Raw genomic sequence first — 19,066 nt, 5'->3', positions numbered from 1 at the left:
GTGGCGAGGAGGCGGGCGGCGCGGGCGGGCTGGAGGGAGGTAGGTCATCTTGTATGACTGTTTCTGTTGCGCCGGTGCGGCGACCTGCCGGCGGGTCATTCTTGGTGCAATCGACGCGTCCAGAAAGGCTCGCCCGCCGTGACCCAGCCGTTCGAACTGCCGTCCTTCTACGTGCCGCACCCGGCACGCCTCAACCCCCACCTGGACGAGGCCCGGGCCCATTCCTCCGTCTGGGCACGGGAGATGGGCATGCTGGAGGGCTCCGGCATCTGGGACCAGGCCGACCTGGACGCCCACGACTACGGTCTGCTCTGCGCCTACACCCACCCCGACGCCTCCGCCGAGGCGCTCTCGCTGGTCACCGACTGGTACGTGTGGGTCTTCTTCTTCGACGACCACTTCCTCGACATGTTCAAGCGCACCAACGACCGCGAGGCCGGCAAGGCGCACCTCGACCGGCTGCCGCTGTTCATGCCGGCCGACCCGGCCACCCCGATGCCGGAGCCGGAGAACCCGGTCGAGGCGGGCCTGGCCGACCTGTGGCGGCGCACCGTGCCGGTGATGGGCGAGGACTGGCGGATCCGCTTCGCCGAGAGCACCCGCAACCTGCTCAACGAGTCGCTCTGGGAGCTCGCCAACATCAACGCCGGCCGGGTCTCCAACCCGGTCGAGTACATCGAGATGCGCCGCAAGGTGGGCGGTGCGCCCTGGTCCGCCCAACTGGTCGAGTACGCGGCCGGCGCCGAGGTCCCGAAGGAGGTCTCCGGCTCGCGCGCGCTGCGGGTGCTGATGGACGCCTTCTCGGACGGCGTGCACCTGCGCAACGACATCTTCTCCTACCAGCGGGAGGTGGAGGACGAGGGCGAGCTGAGCAACGGCATCCTGGTGCTGGAGAAGTTCCTGGAGTGCTCCACCCAGGAAGCCGCCGAGGCGGTCAACGACCTGCTCACCTCGCGGCTCCAGCAGTTCGAGAACACCGTGTTCACCGAACTGCCCGTGCTGTTCGCCGAGACCGGGCTCGCTCCCGAGGGCCGCGCCCGGGTGCTGGCGTACGTCAAGGGCCTCCAGGACTGGCAGTCCGGCGGCCACGAGTGGCACATGCGCTCCAGCCGGTACATGAACGGCGGTGGTGCGGCGGCCGGTTCGGGCGGCGGCGTCGCGGCGGGGACGGGCGGCGCGCTGCCCGGCACCGGCAACTGGTGGGACCCGTTCGCGATCGGCGGGGTGGGCACCTCGGCGCTGGACATCCTGCGCAGCGGGGCGATGGGCGGCGGTGGACCTGCGGCCGGTCCGGCCGGTTCGGGCGGCCCGGGCGGCGTCGGACCGGCCGTTCGGCGGGCCCGGTCGCACGGCCACGTGCCGTACCAGGCCGTCGGGCCGTCCCAACTGCCGGAGTTCAAGCTGCCGTTCGAGGCCACGCTGAGCCCGCACCTGGACGGCGCGCGGGACCGGGTGATCGAGTGGGCCGCGCGGATGGGCCTGCTGGAAGAGCAGCCCGGCATCCCCGGATCCGGCATCTGGGACGCCGAGTCCATGCGGGACTACGACCTCCCGCTCTGCGCGGCCGGCATCCACCCGGACGCCACCGCCGACCAACTCGACGTCTCCTCCGCCTGGTTGGCCTGGGGCACCTGGGCCGACGACTACTACCCGGTGGTCTTCGGCCGCACCCGCGACCTGGCCGGCGCCAAGCTCGCCACCGAGCGGCTCCCGCTGTTCATGCCGGTGGACGGCAGCCCCGCGCCCGAGCCCGCCAACGCCCTGGAACGCGGCCTCGCCGACATCTGGGAGCGCACCGCCGGCCCGATGACGGCCGACGCCCGGCGGAAGTTCCGCCAGACCGTCGAGGACATGACCGCGAGCTGGATCTGGGAGCTCAACAACCAGGTGCAGAACCGGATCCCGGACCCGGTGGACTACCTGGAGATGCGCCGCGCCACCTTCGGCTCCGACCTCACCATGAGCCTGTGCCGGCTCGCCCACGGCCAGGTCGTGCCGCCCGCGGTGTACGAGCACGGCTCGATGCGCTCGCTGGAGAACTCGGCCGCGGACTACGCGTGCATGATGAACGACCTGTTCTCGTACCAGAAGGAGATCGAGTACGAGGGCGAGGTGCACAACGCCGTCCTGGTGGTGCAGAACTTCTTCAACTGCGACTACCCGTCGGCGGTCCGGATCGTCGACGACCTGATGCACTCCCGGCTGGACCAGTTCCAGCACGTCGCGGGGAAGGAACTCCCCGTCCTGTACGACGACTTCGCGCTGGAGCCGGAGGCGAGGGAGCTGCTGGACGGGTACGTGGAGGAGCTGGAGAACTGGCTCGCGGGCATCCTGGTCTGGCACCGAGACTGCCGCCGGTACCGCGAGGAGGACCTGCTGCGGCACTTCGGCGCGGAGCGGGAGCTCAAAGCGGGGGCGGCGGTGAAGGAACTGCCCGGGCCCGCCGCCTTCCCGGTCGGCCCGACCGGCCTGGGCACGGCCTCGCTGCGCGTGCCGCGAGCCGGTGCGGCCCCGGCCGCCGGGGTGGCGGCCCTGGGCTGACCGGCGGGCGGACCAGCCCACGGCGCACCCGTGCGGGCCGATCCCGCGCGGGTGCGCCCGGTACTGGCTAGGGTGGCCGGACGGGGGCCGGGTGCGCTCCGGATCGCGGGCGCACGTCGCCAGGCGAGAGGGCGGAGGAGATGGCAGCGCCACCTGAGGGCACGCCCTGTTGGGTCGACGCGATGTTCACCGATCCGGAGGGCGCGAAGGCGTTCTACGGTGACGTCCTGGGCTGGACCTTCGGCGAGAGCTCGTCGGAGTACGGCAACTACACGCAGGCGTACTCGGACGGCAAGGCGGTCGCCGCGATCGTGCCGTCGATGCCCGGCGCGCAGGCGCAGTCCGCCTGGTGCCTGTACCTCGCCTCGCCGGACGCCGCCGCCACCGCCGGGCGGATCCGCGCCAACGGCGGCGAGGTGGTCATGGGGCCGATGCAGATCGGCGACTTCGGCACCATGGTGATCGCCAGGGACCCGGGCGGGGTCGTGTTCGGCGTCTGGCAGGGCGACCGCCACCAGGGCTTCGAGAAGCAGGGCGAGCCCGGCGCGTACAGCTGGGCCGAGGTGGTGACCCGCGAGCCCGCGAAGGCGGACGCGTTCTTCCCCGCGGTCTTCCCGTTCGGCGTGAAGCGGATGGACGCCGAGGACTTCGACTACCGGATGTTCCAGGTCGACGGCCGCCCCGTGCTGGGCCGGATGGGGGCGGAGGGCGACTTCCTGCCGCCCGAGGCGCCCTCGTACGTGAGCGTGTACTTCGCGGTCGACGACACCGACGCCGCGCTCGAACGGCTGCGGGCGCGCGGCGGCACGGTGCACTTCGGGCCGATGGACAGCCCGTTCGGCCGGTTCGCCGCTGTCGGCGACCAGCAGGGCGCGGCCTTCGGGATCATCGACCTCGGCCGGACCTCGGGCGAGCCGCCCGAGGTTGCGGACGCCTGAGGGGGAGCGGGAGGAACTCGTCGAGCCGCTGGACGGACACCGCGATCTGCCGCGCTGGACGGGGCGAAGTCAACGGCTGAGGTCGCCCGGGGCCGAGGGGTGTCCGGGGCCGAGGAGCGTCCGGTCCTGAGGTCCGGCTGATGCCGAGGCCCGCCCCGGCGGCCCGATCGCTCAGAGCTCGACGCCGAGCAGCTCGCGCAGTGCGCGGTCGCCGTCCGGGGTGACCCGCAGGGCCCGGCCGGAGCCGATCCGCTCCACCCAGGACCGGTCCAGCGCCGTCCGGCAGAGCGCCGCGCCCAGCGCCCCGCCGAGATGGCTGCGGCGCTCCGTCCAGTCCAGGCAGCTGCGCACCACCGGCCGCCCGCCCCGGCGGCCCGCCCGCTCGGGCAGCTCGATCGCCTGCGCGGCCAGCCAGGCCCGGCCGCGCCCGGTGACGGCGAGCCCGGCGTCGTCGGTGAGCAGGCCGCGGGCGAGCAGCGCGTCCGCGACGGCCACGCCGAGGCGGCCGGCCAGGTGGTCGTAGCAGGTGCGGGCGCGGGCCTCGGCGCTCTGCCGGGTGGCCTCGCGCAGGCCGTGCGGGGTGGGCCGGTCGCCCTGGTCGGCGAAGGCGGTGAGGTCCTCGATCAGGGTGGCGACCTCCGGGGTGGCCAGCCGGACGTACCGGTGCCGCCCCTGCCGCTCCTCGGCCAGCAGCCCGCCGGTGATCAGCCGCGACAGGTGCTCGCTGGCCGTGGACGGCGCGACGCCCGCATGCCGGGCCAGCTCGCCGGCCGTCCAGGCGCGGCCGTCGAGCAGTGCGGTGCAGAACGCGGCGCGGGTGGGGTCGGCGAGCAGGGCGGAGAAGGCGGCGAGCGACATGCCTCCATGGTCGCCCCGGCACGGTTCGGCGCGGGCCGAACCGTCGGCGGCGCGGGGTGGGACGGTCGGGGGCGGCGCAGTTTGGCGCGGGCCGAACCGTCGGCGGCGCGGGGCGGGGCGGTCGGGGGCGGCACGGTTCGGCGCGGGCCGAAACGAGCCGGAGCCAGGATGGCCGGTATGGGCGATCCCACGGTGTTCTCCCGCCGCGGCGAGGTGACCGCAGCCCTGGACGACTCGCCGGGCACCGGCTGGGGCTTGCGCCGACTCGTCCACCACGTCGTCGGGTCCGCGTTCTGCGCGGGCGCCGTCGGCGACCACTCCCCGGAGGTGACCCGATGACCCCCTTCGCCGCCCTGCACCACCGCCCCGGCCGGCCGCTGCTGCTGCCGAACGCCTGGGACCACGCCTCGGCAGCGGCCCTCGCCGCCGAGGGCTACGCCGCGATCGGCACCACCAGCCTGGGCGTGGCCGCCGCCGCCGGCCTGCCCGACGGCGTGGCCGTCACCCGCGCGGAGACCGTGCGGCTGGCCCGCCGGCTGGGCCGTAGCGGGTTCCTGCTGAGCGTGGACGCCGAGTCCGGGTTCAGTGATGATCCGGAGGAAGTCGCCTGCCTGGCCGTCGAGTTGGCGCAGGCCGGGGTGGTCGGCATCAACCTGGAGGACGGCCGGGCGGACGGCACCCTGGCGCCGTCCGCCGTCCTCGCGGCGAAGATCGCGGCGGTGAAGGCGGCCGTGCCGGAGCTCTTCGTGAACGCCCGTACCGACACCTGCTGGGCCGGGCGCCACGACCCCGGGCCGGAGACGGTCCGCCGCCTGAAGGTCTATCAACAGGCGGGCGCGGACGGCGTGTTCGTCCCGGGGCTGGCCGATCCGGCCGCCATCGTGGCGCTGGTCGAACGGCTGGCCGCCCCGCTCAACGTCCTCTGGACGCCGACCGGTCCGGGCTTCGCCGAGCTTGCCGCGCTGGGGGTGGCCCGGGTCAGCCTCGGCTCGCTGCTGTACCGCTCCGCGCTGGCGGCGGCGGTGGCCACGGCGGCGGCCGTCGGTGCGGGCGATGAGGTCGGTCCGGTGCCGGGCTACGCCGAGGTCCAGGCGTTGAGCGGAAAGTGACGGTGCGTCATCTGTCGGGTCGGTCCTGCCGGGTGGCCTCGATGCCGGCCAGGATCAGCCGGACGCCGTTGGTGAAGCCGCTGTCGCGGCCGCCGTCGGTCGCTGAGCCGACCTCGGTGGTGTAGAGGTGGTGCAGGCGCGGGAAGTCCCGGGTGGCCTCGATGACGGCGGGCACGAGCTCGTCCATCCAGCCCTGCTCGTCCCGGCCCTGCCGGGCCAGCGCGCTCAGCCAGGCGGCCTCCACGCTGGCCGTCCCGATGACGTAGCCGAGCAGGGCCCCCATCGCGTCGTTGGCCTCCGTCGGGGTGAAGCCGGCCGCATCCAGGAAGGTGAGCAGGGCCTCGGAGAGGCGCATCCAGTTGGGCCCGAAGTAGACCAGCCCCAGGTCGCCGATCACCGACACCATCCACGGGTGGCGCAGGACGACCTCACGCGTGCTGGCCGCGCACTCGGCGAGGGTGGTGCGCCAGTCCGCCGGGTCCGTGTCGGTGACCGTGGGGATCCGGATCTTGCCGAACACCTCGTCGACGACCAGGGCGAGCAGTTCGTCCTTGTTGGCGACGTGGGTGTACATCGAGGTGGCGCCGGCGTTGAGGCGGGCGCCGAGCTTGCGCATGCTCAGGGCCTCGATGCCGTCGCCGTCCAGGATGGCGAGGGCCTCCGCGACGATCTGGGTCCGGCTGAGCGCGGGCTGCTCGCGCCGGGGGCGCTCGGGGCGGCTCCACGGTGTCCCGGGCACGCCCTTCGACCTGGCCGTCATCCGGCCCTCCTCTCGGTCTTCGCCCGCCTGTGCTCGGCTCGGCTGTTCCGTTCAGCATAAGCCGCACCGCACACTGTTCGGCTTTGCGAACAGTGTGCGGTCTCCGTACAGTGTGCGGAGCGGAGCGCGCCGCCCCCGTGGGGACGGGGTGCGGCGTGCCCGCGACGACTTCCGTCCGGCTGCGGCCGGCGCGCTCACTTCGAAGGGGGACTGCGGTGGACCGTCAGCCGCGTCGCTGGCTCATCCTGGTCGTGCTCTGTCTCAGCAGCCTGGTGCTGGTGGTCGACAACATGGTGCTCACGGTGTCCATCCCGCCGATCGCGGAGGACCTCAAGGCCGGGGCCCAGGACATCCAGTGGATCATCGACTCGTACATCCTGGTCTTCGCCGGGCTGCTGCTCACCTCGGGCAGCCTCTCCGACCGGTTCGGCCGGCGGAAGGTGATGATCATCGGGCTGGTGCTGTTCGGCGCCGCCTCCCTGGTCGCGGCCGTCGCCGACAGCCCCGGCCAACTCATCGCCGGACGCGTGCTGATGGGCGTGGGCGGAGCCCTGGTCATGCCGAGCACGCTCTCCATCCTGATCACCGTCTTCGACGACGAGGAACGGCCCAAGGCGATCGCCGCCTGGAGCGCGGTGGCCATGATCGGCCTGGTCGGCGGGCCGGTGCTCGGCGGTGCGCTGATCGCGCACTTCTGGTGGGGCGCGGTCTTCCTGCTCAACGTGCCGGTCGCGGCGGTCGCCATCATCGCGGCGGTCGTGCTGATGCCGGAGTCCAAGGGGCCGTGGCGTCGGCCCGACCTGCCCGGCATGGTGCTCTCGATGGCCGGGATGACCGCGCTGGTCTGGTCGATCATCGTGTTGCCCCGGGACGGCATCACCAGCCCCGGCACGCTCGGCACGCTCGCCGTCGGGGTGCTCGCGCTGGCCGGGTTCGCCGTCCGCCAGGTCCGGACCGACTCGCCGATGGTCCCGCTCGGGCTGTTCCGCAACCGGGTGTTCACCGGCGCCAGCTTCTCGCTCGTCCTGCTGACCTTCGCCACCGGCGGCCTGATGCTGGTCCTCACCCAGTACCTGCAGTTCGTGCTGAAGTTCTCGCCCACCGACACCGGCCTGGCGTTCATCCCGCTGGCCGTCGCCTCGCTGGTGTTCAACGCCGTCGGTGCCACGCTCGGCAGGAAGGTCGCCCCGCGGGTGCTGACCTCGGTCGGCATGCTGGTCATCGCGGCCGGGTTCGGGCTGCTGGCCACGCTCTCGGTCGGCGACGGCTTCGTCAAGGTCGCCCTGGCCATGCTGGTGCTGGGCGCCGGCTCCGGCCTCGGGATGCCGGCCGCGTCCAACGCGCTGATGGGCGCGATCCCCGGCGAGCACGCCGGCGTCGGCTCCGCGCTCAACGACACCATCCAGCAGTCCGGTTCCGCGCTGGGCGTGGCCATCCTCGGCGCCGTCCTGTCCAGCACCTACACCGGCGCGATGCCCACCGACGCGCCCACGGCGGGGAAGCACGCGATCACCGACGCGCTCGCCCTCGCCGCGAGCACCGGGGACGGCGGACTGGCCGCCGCCGCCCGCGACGCGTTCAACACCGCGGCCTCCGTCACCTTCACGGCGGGCGGGATCTCCGTCCTGGCGGCCGCGGGGCTGACGCTGGTGCTGATGCGGGACGGCCGGAAGGCCGCTCCGGTGGCGGGCCCGGTCGAGGACGCGGCGGAGGCGGAGGCGGAGGCGGAGGTCGTCCAGCGGGTGGGCTGAGCCTGCTCGCCCTGCCTTGCCCTGCCCGCCCCGGCCCTGCCCGCCCCGTGCGGCCGGGGCCGTCGGCGTGCCGCCGGTGTGTCGCCGCCCCCCGGCGACCCCCGGCGGCGGTGCGTAGCCTGGGCCCCATGTCCCCCGAGTACGCGGAGTGGGCGTCGAGGCTGCCGGGAGCGGTCGTGTGGAGGCGCCGGGCCGTCGGGAGCACGGGCGGCGGCGCGGCCGGACTCGTCCTGCCCGACGGCTGCATGGACCTGCTCTGGACCGAGGGCCGGCTCCTCGTCGCCGGGCCGGACACCCGCGCCTTCCAGCTCGGACCGGGGCTGCGCGGCCCGTGGGCGGGAGTCCGCCTCCCGCCCGGCGCCGCCCCCGCCCTGCTGGGCGTGCCCGCGTACGAACTGCGCGACCGGCGGGTCGACCTGGCGGACCTCCGGCCCGGCGCCGAGGTGCGCCGCCGTACCGGACGCATCGACGCGGCGCCCGACCCGGCCGTGGCCCTGGAGGAGTTGGCGCTGCGCCTGGCGGCCGACGCGCGGCCGGTGGACCCGCTCGTCCGGGCGGTCGCCGATGCCCTGGCGGCCGGCCGCTCGGTCGCGGCGACCGCCGAGGCGGTCGGCCTCGGCGCGCGGCAACTGCACCGCCGCTCACTGACCGCCTTCGGTTACGGCCCCAAGACCCTGGCCCGGATCCTCCGCTTGCAGCGCGCCCTCGCGCTGGCCCGCTCCGGCGTGCCCCTCGCCGAGACGGCGGCCCGGACGGGCTACGCCGACCAGGCCCATCTAGCGCGTGACGTACGGGAGTTGGCGGGAGTGCCGGCGACCGTCCTGCTGCCCCGTTGACTCAGTCCGCGGCGTCCGGCAGCGGCGCGAACAGGTCGACGCCGTTGCCGTCCGGGTCGTGCACCACGGCGTACCGCTGACCCCAGAAGGCGTCCCACGGCTTCAGCTCGCCGTGGTACCCGGCGCCGACCAGGTCCTCGTAGACCGCGTCCACCTGGGCGGGGTCGGCGCACCGGAACGCCAGTGCCGTCCGGCCGCCGCCCGCCGGCGGACGCCAGTCCGGGTGGAACGAGCGGATGGTGGAGTCGGGGTCGAGGGCCAGGCGCAGCCCGCCCGGCAGCACGGCCTCGACGTGCGGCTCCTGCTCGGCCCCGTCGGGGAACGCGAGTCCGAGCCGCCGGTAGAAGGCGATCGAGGCGGCCAGGTCCGAGACGGCGAGGCCCACGACGGCGAACTGCGGTGCTGGTGTGCTGTTCATGCCCGTCACGGTAGGCGGCGCCCGGACGCCCCGTCTTGAACGAATCGGACGGTCTCCCGGCTGGTCTGCACACTGGCCGAGTCGGGCATGACCGGGGTAATGATTCCGGTGACCCGATCCCGGCGCGCACCACCGTTGCCGACGACCCCCTGGGAGGGATGCCTGATGCTGTACCGCAGTGTCGGAGTTGACGGACCGAAGGCCAGTGCGCTGTGCCTCGGCGCCATGACCTTCGGCACCACCGTGGACGAGCAGACCGCGACGGCGATCCTGGACCGGTTCACCGAGGCCGGCGGGACCTTCGTCGACACCTCGAACAACTACGCCTTCTGGGCCCCCGGCGGGACGGGGTACGAGAGCGAGGAACTGCTCGGCCGCTGGATCGCCCGCCGGCGCAACCGCGACGAACTGGTGCTCGCCACCAAGGCGGGAGCCCGCCCGGTGCCCGAACTCCCCTTCCCCGCGCACATGGAGGGGCTGTCCGCCGCCGCGCTGCGCAACGCGGCCGAGGGCAGCCTGCGCCGGCTCGGCACCGACCGCGTGGACGTCTACTACGCCCACGTGACGGACCCGTCCACCCCGGTCGAGGAGACCCTCGGGGCCTTTGCCGAGCTGGTGGCCGAAGGAAAGGTCGGCCGGCTCGGCTGCAGCAACCACAGCGCCGCGGACCTGGCCACCGCCAACGAGCTCGCCGAGCAGCGGAGTTGGCCAGGCTACCGGTGCGTCCAGCAGCGCCACAGCTACCTCCGGCCGCGGCCGGACGCGGACTTCGGCATCCAGAAGCACGCCGACGAGGAGCTGCTGTCGTACGTCGCGCGGCGGCCGGAGCTGCTGCTGCTGGCGTACTCCCCACTGCTCGGCGGCGCGTACTGCCGGCCCGACCGGCCGCTGTCCGAGAAGTACCGGTGGCCGGTGGTGCAGGCCCAGTTGGCCGCCCTGGCCGAGGTGGCGAAGGAGGCCGGGGCCACCGTCAACCAGGTGGTGCTCGCGTGGCTGCTGGGCCACCCGGTGCCGACGATCCCGGTCGTGGGCGCCAGCTCCGTCGCCCAGCTGGACGAGAGCCTGGCCGCCCTGGACCTGGTGCTCGACGAGGACCAGCGCCGGCGGCTGGACACCGCGGCCTGACCGCGGCGTCCGCCTCGAACCGGCTGCGCGCCGTCAGTCCTGAGCGCCGTCAGCCCTGCGCGCGGACCGCCCGCCACCGGTTGGCGGTGGTCTCGCTCACCGTGTAGAAGAACTCCGACTTGAACTCGGCGCCGTCACTGAGCGCCTCCACCCAGCTCATCGGCCAGTTCCGCCGGCCGTAGTGCTTGTGCACGACCCGGGTGAACGCGGACAGCACGCCGCGCAGCCGCTTCCGGTCCACGTCGAGCAGCTCGACCAGGGACGTGTAACTCACCCGCTCGCCGGGCTGCTTCGCCAGGATGTCGAGCACCCCGGTCACCGCCTGCACCGAGTCCAGCGGATCGGCCGTCAGCCGGCGCAGATCCTGCACGGTCCACTCGACGAACGGCCACTCGCCGTCCTCCTGCGGCCCCCCCTCGGCCGGCGCCGCCACCGCGGGCCCCGCAGCGGCTCCCGAGAGCTCCGCGAGGAACGCGTACACCTGCGTGACGTACTGAGCCGGCACCGGCACCGAGATGAACTGCTGGTTGTCCTGCGTCATGTTTCTTCCCCTCCGACGTGTCGCCTATCTGGCGGCAGGACAGATACTTGCACGTCATGTCTCCATGTGTCCAGGTACTAACCTGGACTAGATTGGTGATTGAGTTGCTATTAATTCCATCTTCTCGCGCTCGCCGCCTGTCGGCAGTCGAGAGGAGGCGGCGCGAGGTGTCGCCTCGGTGCACGGGTCGAGGACGGCGATTCGGCCCGAGTGTGCCCGAGTCCGGTGTTCGTGGCCTGCGGGGCAGACGCGAATCTGTCCGCCATTGCTCGGCGACTGCCGGAGGTGCGTGGCGGTGGTCGGCGGCGTGGTCCTCGACTTCCGACTCTCGCGGTCCGTCTCCGGGCCGGTCAGTGCATGCAGCGGCGATCGGAAGAGGCAACGGGCAACTCGGCCGGATCGCCCCTTGGCGGGCATGGCGCGTGCCAAAATCCTTTTCGGAGCGGCGGGGCGCTCCGACCACTCACCGGGATTGCTCAGTTTCAGACATCACCATGGAGGTGCTTGGCATGGCCATGCCCTTAGGATTCGGCTGGGAACTGCGCCGACTGCGAGGCGAGGCCGGATTCACCCTTGGGGATCTTGCCCAAGAGGTCAACTACAGCAGGAGCCACCTCAGCCGAATCGAACGCGGCGAGAAACGACCTTCCATGGACTTGGCCCGACGCTGCGACACGTTGTTCGGAGCAGGCGGGCGCTTGCAGAGGTTGGTCGGTCGTTACCCGTCCAAGCGCGTTGAACGGATGCGCAGGGCAGGCAAGTCGATGGCACGCCGCAGCCCGCTCACGGTTGGAGCGGCATCACTGATCGGCTTCGGTTCGGTGGACGGTGAACGGGTAGACCGACCAGAAGGCGTGTCACTCACCGGGCCGTTTCTAGCGCAGCTTGACCAGATGCGACAGCTAGGCCAGGTTACCGAGCCGACCGCTCTTCTCGACCTGCTCGAGGCCCAAACCCGCACTGTTACCAAGCTCGCTGTTACGAGCGGCTCGCGCGACGGAGCACGGCTCTTTGTGCTTGCCGCCCACTTCGCCGACTTCACGGGTTGGATGGCGCAGGAGGCCGGCGACAACGAGTCGGCCCTCGGCTGGACCGCCAGCGCCGTCGAACTCGCGCAGGCAGGGGGTGATCGTGACCTGGCCTTCTACGCTCTCGTCCGGCGTGCGCTCGTCACCTTCTACGACGCTGATGCCGAGCAGACCATCGCCCTCGCGAGCCGGGCGCAGGAGAGCCGACTGCCATTCCGGATCCGGGGGCTGGCTGCCCAGCGCGAGGCGCAGGGACATGCCCTGATCGGGGACGAGCACTCTTGCATGCGGAGTCTTGACCGGGCTCGGCACCTGCTCGACTCGGCCTCAGGCAGGACCGGCACCGGACCGGTAATCGGCACCTCCCATTTGACGGATCCGGCGGCCATGGTGACCGGCTGGTGCTTGTTCGATCTAGGACGTCCCCGGGAGGCCGCTGAGGTCTTCGATCGGGAGTGCCTGGGCATTGCGCCACAGGCACTTCGCACCCGGGCCAGGTACGGCCTGCGACGGGCGCTGGCACACGCTGCGGCCGGCGAAATCGAGCACTCCTGTGAAATCGCGGGTGAACTGCTCGACATGGTCATCGCCGTGCGCTCCGCCACGGTGACCGCGGACCTTCGGCGGCTGGCCAGGGAGTTGGCGCGATTTCGCACCAACCGATCCGTGCGTGATCTCCAACCCGCCCTGGCCAGGGCACTGCACACCATTCAAGCCTGACAGCACATCAAACGGTTCGGCCGCTGCAGCGGGGACTCGTGCCTGCGTAACCGGCAGGCCGGCGCGGCCGTTCCGTTGCTGGACCCAAAGACGTACCTCCGGGGAGGAGATCCGCCATGCCTGACATCTTTATCAACTACCGTACCGGAGACGAGGAAGGCACCGCCACGTTGCTCGAACGGGAGCTCTCCCGGCGCTTCGGCAGCGATCGGGTATTCCGGGCCAGTAAGTCGATCGAAGCAGGTCAGAAATTTCCGCAGGCACTGATCACCGCCGTTCGACGCAGTAGCGTTCTGTTGCCCGTAATCGGTCTGCGCTGGATGGAAGCGTCGAGCGCGGACGGAAGCCGGGCGCTTGACAACCCTGAGGACTGGACTCGCAGGGAGATCATCGAGGCGTTCGAGTCCGGTGCTCTGATCGTCCCTGTCTTGGTTGATCGCGCGCCTCGCTTGAAGCGCGCGGACCTGCCCCTCGTGCTGTCCGGATTGGCGGACCATCAGTACAGGCGACTGGACCTGCGAAATGCGGAAGCTGACCTCACCCGCATCGGGAACGACTTGGCCGCCCTCGTTCCGCAGCTGGCCGCTGCCGACCGCCTGGGCGTCGGCCACGATCAGCGGCGGTTGGATGACACGGATGATGGCGAGATCCGATCGGCGGGTATCCAGATCCGTGCCCGCGAGATCCGCAGCAGGCAGCGTGGCGGTATCGGCAATCTGACCGGGGGCTTCTCTGGAACCTTTGTCAGTGAACCGAGCGGTCCGGTGCACACGGGCAGCGGACACCAGTACACGGCCCCGCGGTTCTCCGGCGACGGGATGGGTGTCAACTACATCGCCGGCAAGCACTCCGGCACCGTCCGTACCAACATCGACAACAGTCGCTGCCCTGAGGACGGAGACAGGTGAGCGAAGGGGCCTACAGCTGGGTCAACGACTCACAGGGACCGCTCCACAGCGGAAGCGGACCGCAGTACAACTTCTGGCACACTACCGCGACGTCCGATCGACTGGTCAGAACGGGCACCAATCCGCTGGTGATCGCTCACCAGCACCGGTTGCGACTCAGCCGCTGGTTCGTGCCGCCGGATCGCTACGGCACCGCCGTGGAGAGGCTGGCCACCCCCGGTTCCGTTGTCCTCTTGGACGGCCCGGAAGGCAGCGGTCGCCGTGCCGCCGCCACCATGCTGTTGCACCAACTCGACCTGCCAGCGGGGAGGTTCGAAGAACTGTCGGTGGAACGCGAGGAAAGCGGCCTGGATATCGCACCGGACGACCGCTTCCTTCTCGACCTGTCCAGTACGCCCGACGACGCCTACCTGGGCGCTCAGCGCGTTCTGACCTCTTACCGGGCGGTTGTTGAACAGAACGCCGCACGCATGGTCGTCGTTCTGCCAGCCGGTCTCGGCTATCTGCTGGATGCCGAGTTCGCGCCGCTCGTCGTGCATGTAGGACGACCTCACGGGCCTGCGGTGCTCAGCCGCTACCTCCGAGTGGGCGGCATCGACTTCGTGCCTGAACATTTGAGCGTACCGGAGCTGAAACACCTGCTTCACGAGTCACCTATGCGTGAGCTGGCCAGGTTCGCGGAGATGGTGTGCCGTGCGCGGGACAGTGGCGCCTACGGCTCCGACTTCTCTGCCTGGCGGGACGAGGCGGTTGCCGTAGTCACCAATTGGACGGGCGAGGTGGCCAGGCAGGTGAGTGCCCACCGCACGGTGAAGGAGCGGGCGTTGCTACTCACCGCGGCCATGCTCAACGGTGCCACCGCTGACGCTGTCTTCCACAGTGCAGCCAGCCTACTGGCCGAGCTGCGGCACAACGGTGATGAGACACCCCGACTGGCTCAGGCCGACTTGGGCGAGCAGCTGACGTCGTTGCATATTCGGCGCGACCACGACGGCCGGGTCCGCTTCGAGCGGCTCGCATACGATGGCGCTGTACGAAACCACTTCTGGGTCAACTTCCCGGACCTGCGACAAAACTTGCGGGACTGGGTCGGCCGGTCAGTCGCGTTGCCGGAACTTACGGGCGACGACCGGACGAACCTGGTTGTGCGTTTCGCAGAGCAGTCACTCGCTGCGGGACGACCTGGCGACCTCTCCACTCTGGCTGAACTCTGGACACGATCCGGTACCTCCAGACGGTGGAACGCTGAGGCGGCGGCCCTCCTTGAGCAGGGACTCAATCACGAACGGTACGGCGCCAGGATCCGTTCGAAGATCTACGACTGGGCGGTCGGGCCAAGGCTCTCTCCAGATCTTCTACGCGTGCTGACTGGCCTGTGCCGCCACGTCATCGGCGCCAGCCACCCCGATCAGGCAGTAGTGCGGCTCCATCACTTGGCGTTGCGGTCCGGCGGTGAGGAGATCGATGTCGCTCGGGCGGAACTCCTGGAGCTGGCCAGGGCGGACCGGCGCCTCTACGAGCAACTGATCGACCGGTTGCTCGCCCGGTCAGGTACGTCGCCGACTCCCAACCTGACGCTGCTTCTCGCACTCCTCAAGCCGGCCGGGATCCTGTTCCCACCGCCGTGGCAGGCCCTTCGTGCCAGCTGGCAGGCAGTGCTGGCCTTGCCCACTGACAGCTGGGCGCCCACAGCACACCAGTGGTTGACCGCGGCAGACGGCGCGCGCGGATGGCGGAATGCATTGGACGTTGTGCTTCAGGCCGCCGAGGGCCGCCAGTCCGTTCTGAACCACCTCTACCTGATCACTCGCGACTGGGCCGTGGCAGAGACTTCGGCTCCGAATGGGTCCTCGGACTCTCGGAAGGCGACCGCCTACCGGTTTTGGCAGAAGATCGACTTCGCTCAGGGCATTGAGACCCTTGATAGTCGTCCTGGCGTACCAGAGAGGGAGCCTCGATGAATTACCGAAACAAGGCCCTACCCGTCTTCCTCGTCTTCGTCTGTGCATCGGTTCCTGCTCTGGTCGGTCGGCTGTTCAACTGGCCGGCCTGGGTGGGCATCTTTCTTGCGCTGACCGTGGCAGCTGGCCTGGGTTTGTTGGTGGTGCGTCAGAGTCCACGCCATTCACCCGTGGCAGAGCCGCTGTCGGAGCCGTTGTACATCAGGCCAAATCCTCCCGCAGAGCCGCTTCAAGAAACCCACGTGGATGGTCTGACCCTTCCGAGTGCGCTACCTGACTACGACTTCGTGTTCTCTGCCACTGTGCGTTGGCGGCCGACGCGAAGTCATCCGGACCTCCCACACGCCAGCCTGGGAAACCTTGCCGTGTCGGCTGTACTGAAGCGGGCGCAGCTCATCACCAGTCAGGAACACCCCTACCACTGGGACGCCGCCCGATACCGGTTGGTCGGATCGCTGGGTGCTGAGGCCGTCGATGCGTCGGGGCTCTTCACCGCACTGGCGACCAATGCCACGTTGACCCTGAACCAGTCTGACCGTGACCGGCTGGAGAAGTTGGCCAGGCTTCGCAAGACAGAGGACGCCTGGGAACAACACCAGCAGTACGAGCGAAACAGGCGGTCCTATATCGGCGAGGAGGTGCTGAAGAGCCCCGGTAGTGCGGTGGTGTGGTGGCTGACGCGTCACGAGGATGAAGTGGAGAAGGCAGTGGAAATGATCGGGCCTCTCGCCCAGTTGTCCGCCGCTGCGAATGACACCGAGGTGCCTGAACCGTTTCGACGTTTGGTGGCCGGTTTTCCCACCTGCGAGTCGACACCTGCGCCGGGCATCCCAGGGTATGGATCGGGTGGTCCGGAGTGCTCGGCTGAGGAGCGCGATGGAGAGACGATCCCCGTCGATTCCGTTGCTCCGTCACTGGTGGATCCGGACTCGACCGTGGTCGAACGCGTGCGCGAACTGCTGGAGGAGCTCGGGTTGGAGGAGGGATCTGTCGAGCGGGAGGTGCTTGTGCACCGGATCGCACGCTCAACGGACGCCTCCGGCCGAGTCGTGGCGGCCGAACGGATCCGACAGCACTTGTCGGGTCGGTGGGCCGGTGAGACGCGGCTCGAAGAAGAGGCATCGGCTGCGACACACCCCGCTCGCGACAAGCCCGAACAGCCGAAGACGGACTCTCGACTCGCGGACTCCGGGGGAACCGGCCCGGATCCGCGAGTTGGGTACCAAGATCGGCCGCACCTCGATGACCGCGTCGGCCAGGCATCAGACGCAGACCGAATTGGGGGGCCGAACATCGCGGACGACTACCACGACACGACCAGCGTGATCTGGGGTACCTCGTCGCGGCGTGGAGCGACCAACGAATCCAGGCCGTCACCAGATTCCGGGAGTTCCGTTGGAGAGAATCCGTTGGCGCATGGCTGAAACAGCGCGATTTAACGTGGCCCCGGCCGGTCGACGTTGGCAGGGGGCGGGATTCGAATTCGTGAGGAGCTGCCCCAGCCGCGCCTTCCCAATGTTCGTCTGGGCGTTGTCGGCGAACGTGGGCGCCCTGATCTGTTGGAGACGACTTACTGGACGTGTTCCGAACCTCGCCGGAACGGGGGTGAAGACAGCCAGGACTGGAACCACGGCGGGTCGTCCCTGCACAGCTCGGAGCTCATGTTCAGTAGGCCCGCGGGTTCATGCACGGGGGACCTGACGGATCCCCTCTGGTAGCCAGAGACCTGCGCCAGGGGTCCGCATCTGGGCAAGCCACTCGATCAGTGTGTCCTGGTTCGCTTCGTCTACGGGGTAGCTCCGCGCGTCCACCGTGGAGCGAGCGCCTGGCGACCAGGCGGAGGTGGTAGCCACCATTCCCCGGCGAGCCCCTTCAAAGATCACGTCTGCAGCCAACGCCTTGACGACCACGCGTTCGATCTTTTGGCGGGTTCGCTTGCACTGCACCAGTAGGACCGCTGGTGCATCCGCTGGTGCGTCAGGATCCCATGCGCGGACGTCCACGCCCTCGTCGGCGCGGCCGGGGCCAAGGCCTACCTTCAGGCCTTCACGGCGCAGCTTCTCTGCAACGAGTCCCTCGAACTGTCGCCAGTGCATGCAAGCCAACTCTTTGGTGTTGGCGTCGAGGTAGTCGATGAACCGCTGATCGATGAACACGCCCAGGGGCAGGGGCAGCGACTCCGAGTCGAAGAGATCGCGAAGGTCGACCCGGGAGCTGTGTTCCGTCCGCCGAACCCGGGTCCAGAGGTTGGATGTGAGACGCGCATTGACGGTTCCCATGAGCCGCAGGGCCACTGCCACTCCGTCCACCCCCCACCGCCGGGATACCTCTTCGAGGAGCGGGGCCGGATCCAGCGCGTCTCCCTGATCGTTCAGAGGTAGTTCCGGAAGGCCGTTCATGACGAACTTGAGCGCTTCGTCAAGATCGCCGAAATCCGCGAACTCCTTCAGGAGAGGAGCGATCGCCAGGGGCGAGTCCCGGACGTCGGCGGCATCCGGGTCGCCGAACGCGGTGAGGAGCGTGTGGCCGAGGTACTCCATGGCTTCGGACCGGTAGCGGTAGGTGACTTCGAGGTCATCCGGCCATAGCTCCAGCGCACCATGCGTCCTCACCGCCTGCGCGAGCTGTTCTGCGGAGACGGTCAGTCCGAGCTTGAAGCCGACGAATTCGCTCATATACTCGATGACTTCCTGCCCTTTGACCCACACGCTGCCCATATCGCCCATCTTCGTGACCGGAGCCGCTGAGATCTCGGATCCTAGGCGGATCCGGAGGCTCCCAAGACCCGATCCGGCGGTGGACCAGCCACACGGATAGTCACGCGGCTCTTGGGTCGAAACAGGAAGCGTGCGCGGCACAGCCGTTCGCCTTCAGCGCGATGAAAGGCCCGGAACAGGTGGGGAACGGCGAGCTTCCGCGGCCCGCAACGGTTGTCGCCGGGCTCAGGTCGAGGAACCTGGTTGGGGTGGCGGAAGGACGCGAAGTGGCCGGCGCCCCGGATGAGTGCGAAGTCTTGACCGGGGCGGTCACGTCGAAGAGGCGCTTGGCCGGGCGGGCTGGGTGAGCACGTCGCCGTCGCCCTGGAAGATGAAGAACGGGAGGTGGAACGTGATGCCCTCGGCCCGTTCGTCGATGGTCACGGCTTCGAGCGCAAGCGGCTCGGAGTCGGCGCCCATCAGCAGTAGCTCGACTTCGACGAGGAGCACAGCCAGGAGTGGGCCCGCCTCAGCGGTGCACTGCTCGACCGGCATGCCGACCGCTTTCCCACCCTGATCCGCGCCATCGCCGCTGGCGCTTTCGTCCCCGAGACCGTCGACCCGCTGGAGTTCGGCCTCGACCGCATCTTCGACGGCGTCCAAGCCCTCATCGACCGCGCCTAGCGAGGCCGGGCAGAACGACGAAGGCCCGGACCGTCGAAACGGTCCGGGCCTTCTGCCGGCGGAGGATACGAGATTCGAACTCGTGAGGGGTTGCCCCCAACACGCTTTCCAAGCGTGCGCCCTAGGCCTCTAGGCGAATCCTCCGTGGGAGAGCTTAGTACATGTTCGGGGGTGGTCGCGACCAGCGATCCC

17 protein-coding genes and 1 tRNA gene are annotated in these 19,066 nt (G+C 70.1%); 11 read left to right on the top strand and 7 right to left on the bottom strand.

Translation table 11 applies throughout. The annotated features are described in order from the left end of the window. The first annotated feature begins 138 nt into the window (after positions 1-138). Both ACIP37_RS01605 and ACIP37_RS01600 read left to right on the top strand, forming a co-directional pair. A complete protein-coding gene (locus ACIP37_RS01605) occupies positions 139-2,541 on the top strand; it encodes a germacradienol/geosmin synthase (RefSeq protein WP_400843086.1) in 2,403 nt (800 codons plus the stop codon). A 140-nt stretch (positions 2,542-2,681) separates the two neighbouring features. Then, positions 2,682-3,479: a VOC family protein gene (locus ACIP37_RS01600; protein WP_363627837.1), complete on the top strand. Its 798-nt coding sequence runs from the start codon at positions 2,682-2,684 to the stop codon at positions 3,477-3,479. Between the two features lie 171 nt (positions 3,480-3,650). Here ACIP37_RS01600 and ACIP37_RS01595 read toward each other — a convergent pair whose 3' ends face one another. Next, complete coding sequence (locus ACIP37_RS01595; protein ID WP_400843082.1) at positions 3,651-4,337, bottom strand: ArsR/SmtB family transcription factor; 687 nt, start codon at positions 4,335-4,337, stop codon at positions 3,651-3,653. Between the two features lie 177 nt (positions 4,338-4,514). On the opposite strand from ACIP37_RS01595, the gene ACIP37_RS01590 reads away from it, so the two are divergent. After that, the gene (locus tag ACIP37_RS01590) at positions 4,515-4,676 is read left to right on the top strand and encodes a hypothetical protein (RefSeq protein ID WP_400843079.1); all 162 of its coding nucleotides are present in this window, start codon (positions 4,515-4,517) and stop codon (positions 4,674-4,676) included. Next, positions 4,673-5,446 (top strand): isocitrate lyase/phosphoenolpyruvate mutase family protein, encoded by a 774-nt coding sequence (locus tag ACIP37_RS01585; RefSeq protein ID WP_400843076.1) that lies wholly within the window; start codon positions 4,673-4,675, stop codon positions 5,444-5,446. The genes ACIP37_RS01590 and ACIP37_RS01585 overlap by 4 nt, the downstream gene beginning before the upstream one ends. Positions 5,447-5,453: 7 nt before the next feature. Here ACIP37_RS01585 and ACIP37_RS01580 read toward each other — a convergent pair whose 3' ends face one another. Continuing rightward, positions 5,454-6,206: a TetR/AcrR family transcriptional regulator gene (locus tag ACIP37_RS01580; RefSeq protein ID WP_400843073.1), complete on the bottom strand. Its 753-nt coding sequence runs from the start codon at positions 6,204-6,206 to the stop codon at positions 5,454-5,456. Positions 6,207-6,421: 215 nt separating this feature from the next. Between ACIP37_RS01580 and ACIP37_RS01575 the strand changes: the two genes are divergently transcribed. Beyond that, on the top strand, positions 6,422-7,957 hold the full coding sequence (locus tag ACIP37_RS01575) for an MFS transporter (protein ID WP_400843070.1): 1,536 nt from the start codon (positions 6,422-6,424) through the stop codon (positions 7,955-7,957). 128 nt (positions 7,958-8,085) lie between these two features. Beyond that, on the top strand, positions 8,086-8,793 hold the full coding sequence (locus tag ACIP37_RS01570) for a helix-turn-helix domain-containing protein (protein ID WP_400843067.1): 708 nt from the start codon (positions 8,086-8,088) through the stop codon (positions 8,791-8,793). 1 nt (position 8,794) lies between these two features. On the opposite strand, the gene ACIP37_RS01565 is transcribed toward ACIP37_RS01570, so the two are convergent. Beyond that, complete coding sequence (locus ACIP37_RS01565) at positions 8,795-9,211, bottom strand: VOC family protein (RefSeq protein ID WP_363579744.1); 417 nt, start codon at positions 9,209-9,211, stop codon at positions 8,795-8,797. 165 nt (positions 9,212-9,376) lie between these two features. Between ACIP37_RS01565 and ACIP37_RS01560 the strand changes: the two genes are divergently transcribed. Beyond that, a complete protein-coding gene (locus ACIP37_RS01560; RefSeq protein ID WP_400843064.1) occupies positions 9,377-10,336 on the top strand; it encodes an aldo/keto reductase in 960 nt (319 codons plus the stop codon). A gap of 49 nt (positions 10,337-10,385) precedes the next feature. Here the strand turns inward: ACIP37_RS01560 and ACIP37_RS01555 are convergent, their stop codons facing one another. Next, on the bottom strand, positions 10,386-10,877 hold the full coding sequence (locus ACIP37_RS01555; protein ID WP_363579742.1) for a hypothetical protein: 492 nt from the start codon (positions 10,875-10,877) through the stop codon (positions 10,386-10,388). A 509-nt stretch (positions 10,878-11,386) separates the two neighbouring features. Between ACIP37_RS01555 and ACIP37_RS01550 the strand changes: the two genes are divergently transcribed. From ACIP37_RS01550 to ACIP37_RS01535, 4 genes are all read left to right on the top strand, one after another. Continuing rightward, positions 11,387-12,625, top strand: coding sequence for a helix-turn-helix transcriptional regulator (locus tag ACIP37_RS01550; RefSeq protein ID WP_400804033.1), 1,239 nt, complete (start codon positions 11,387-11,389; stop codon positions 12,623-12,625). Between the two features lie 116 nt (positions 12,626-12,741). Continuing rightward, the gene (locus tag ACIP37_RS01545; protein WP_363627828.1) at positions 12,742-13,533 is read left to right on the top strand and encodes a toll/interleukin-1 receptor domain-containing protein; all 792 of its coding nucleotides are present in this window, start codon (positions 12,742-12,744) and stop codon (positions 13,531-13,533) included. Then, complete coding sequence (locus ACIP37_RS01540) at positions 13,530-15,494, top strand: hypothetical protein (RefSeq protein WP_363627827.1); 1,965 nt, start codon at positions 13,530-13,532, stop codon at positions 15,492-15,494. Before ACIP37_RS01545 ends, ACIP37_RS01540 begins: the two co-directional genes overlap by 4 nt. Then, positions 15,491-16,918: a hypothetical protein gene (locus tag ACIP37_RS01535; RefSeq protein WP_363627826.1), complete on the top strand. Its 1,428-nt coding sequence runs from the start codon at positions 15,491-15,493 to the stop codon at positions 16,916-16,918. Before ACIP37_RS01540 ends, ACIP37_RS01535 begins: the two co-directional genes overlap by 4 nt. 258 nt (positions 16,919-17,176) lie before the next feature. Here the strand turns inward: ACIP37_RS01535 and ACIP37_RS01530 are convergent, their stop codons facing one another. The 3 genes from ACIP37_RS01530 to ACIP37_RS01520 form a co-directional block, all read right to left on the bottom strand. After that, the gene (locus ACIP37_RS01530) at positions 17,177-18,211 is read right to left on the bottom strand and encodes a restriction endonuclease (RefSeq protein ID WP_400843061.1); all 1,035 of its coding nucleotides are present in this window, start codon (positions 18,209-18,211) and stop codon (positions 17,177-17,179) included. Between the two features lie 309 nt (positions 18,212-18,520). Next, positions 18,521-18,853, bottom strand: a complete 333-nt coding sequence (locus ACIP37_RS01525; protein ID WP_363627824.1) for a hypothetical protein — start codon at positions 18,851-18,853, stop codon at positions 18,521-18,523. 80 nt (positions 18,854-18,933) lie between these two features. Beyond that, positions 18,934-19,018, bottom strand: a tRNA-Ser gene (locus ACIP37_RS01520). Positions 19,019-19,066: the final 48 nt, after the last annotated feature.

The sequence above is a fragment of the Kitasatospora sp. NPDC088861 genome, from assembly GCF_044750105.1.
Taxonomy (GTDB): Bacteria; Actinomycetota; Actinomycetes; order Streptomycetales; family Streptomycetaceae; genus Kitasatospora.
This window is presented reverse-complemented; position numbering and strand designations above follow the sequence as displayed.

What these genes read in the sequence shown, in the direction of transcription:
- ACIP37_RS01600 (WP_363627837.1), top strand. Translation starts at nt 2,682, where the DNA reads ATGGCAGCGCCACCTGAGGGCACGCCCTGTTGGGTCGACGCGATGTTC.
- ACIP37_RS01595 (WP_400843082.1), bottom strand. Translation starts at nt 4,337, where the DNA reads ATGTCGCTCGCCGCCTTCTCCGCCCTGCTCGCCGACCCCACCCGCGCC.
- ACIP37_RS01590 (WP_400843079.1), top strand. Translation starts at nt 4,515, where the DNA reads ATGGGCGATCCCACGGTGTTCTCCCGCCGCGGCGAGGTGACCGCAGCC.
- ACIP37_RS01585 (WP_400843076.1), top strand. Translation starts at nt 4,673, where the DNA reads ATGACCCCCTTCGCCGCCCTGCACCACCGCCCCGGCCGGCCGCTGCTG.
- ACIP37_RS01580 (WP_400843073.1), bottom strand. Translation starts at nt 6,206, where the DNA reads ATGACGGCCAGGTCGAAGGGCGTGCCCGGGACACCGTGGAGCCGCCCC.
- ACIP37_RS01570 (WP_400843067.1), top strand. Translation starts at nt 8,086, where the DNA reads ATGTCCCCCGAGTACGCGGAGTGGGCGTCGAGGCTGCCGGGAGCGGTC.
- ACIP37_RS01565 (WP_363579744.1), bottom strand. Translation starts at nt 9,211, where the DNA reads ATGAACAGCACACCAGCACCGCAGTTCGCCGTCGTGGGCCTCGCCGTC.
- ACIP37_RS01560 (WP_400843064.1), top strand. Translation starts at nt 9,377, where the DNA reads ATGCTGTACCGCAGTGTCGGAGTTGACGGACCGAAGGCCAGTGCGCTG.
- ACIP37_RS01555 (WP_363579742.1), bottom strand. Translation starts at nt 10,877, where the DNA reads ATGACGCAGGACAACCAGCAGTTCATCTCGGTGCCGGTGCCGGCTCAG.
- ACIP37_RS01550 (WP_400804033.1), top strand. Translation starts at nt 11,387, where the DNA reads ATGGCCATGCCCTTAGGATTCGGCTGGGAACTGCGCCGACTGCGAGGC.
- ACIP37_RS01545 (WP_363627828.1), top strand. Translation starts at nt 12,742, where the DNA reads ATGCCTGACATCTTTATCAACTACCGTACCGGAGACGAGGAAGGCACC.
- ACIP37_RS01535 (WP_363627826.1), top strand. Translation starts at nt 15,491, where the DNA reads ATGAATTACCGAAACAAGGCCCTACCCGTCTTCCTCGTCTTCGTCTGT.
- ACIP37_RS01530 (WP_400843061.1), bottom strand. Translation starts at nt 18,211, where the DNA reads ATGGGCAGCGTGTGGGTCAAAGGGCAGGAAGTCATCGAGTATATGAGC.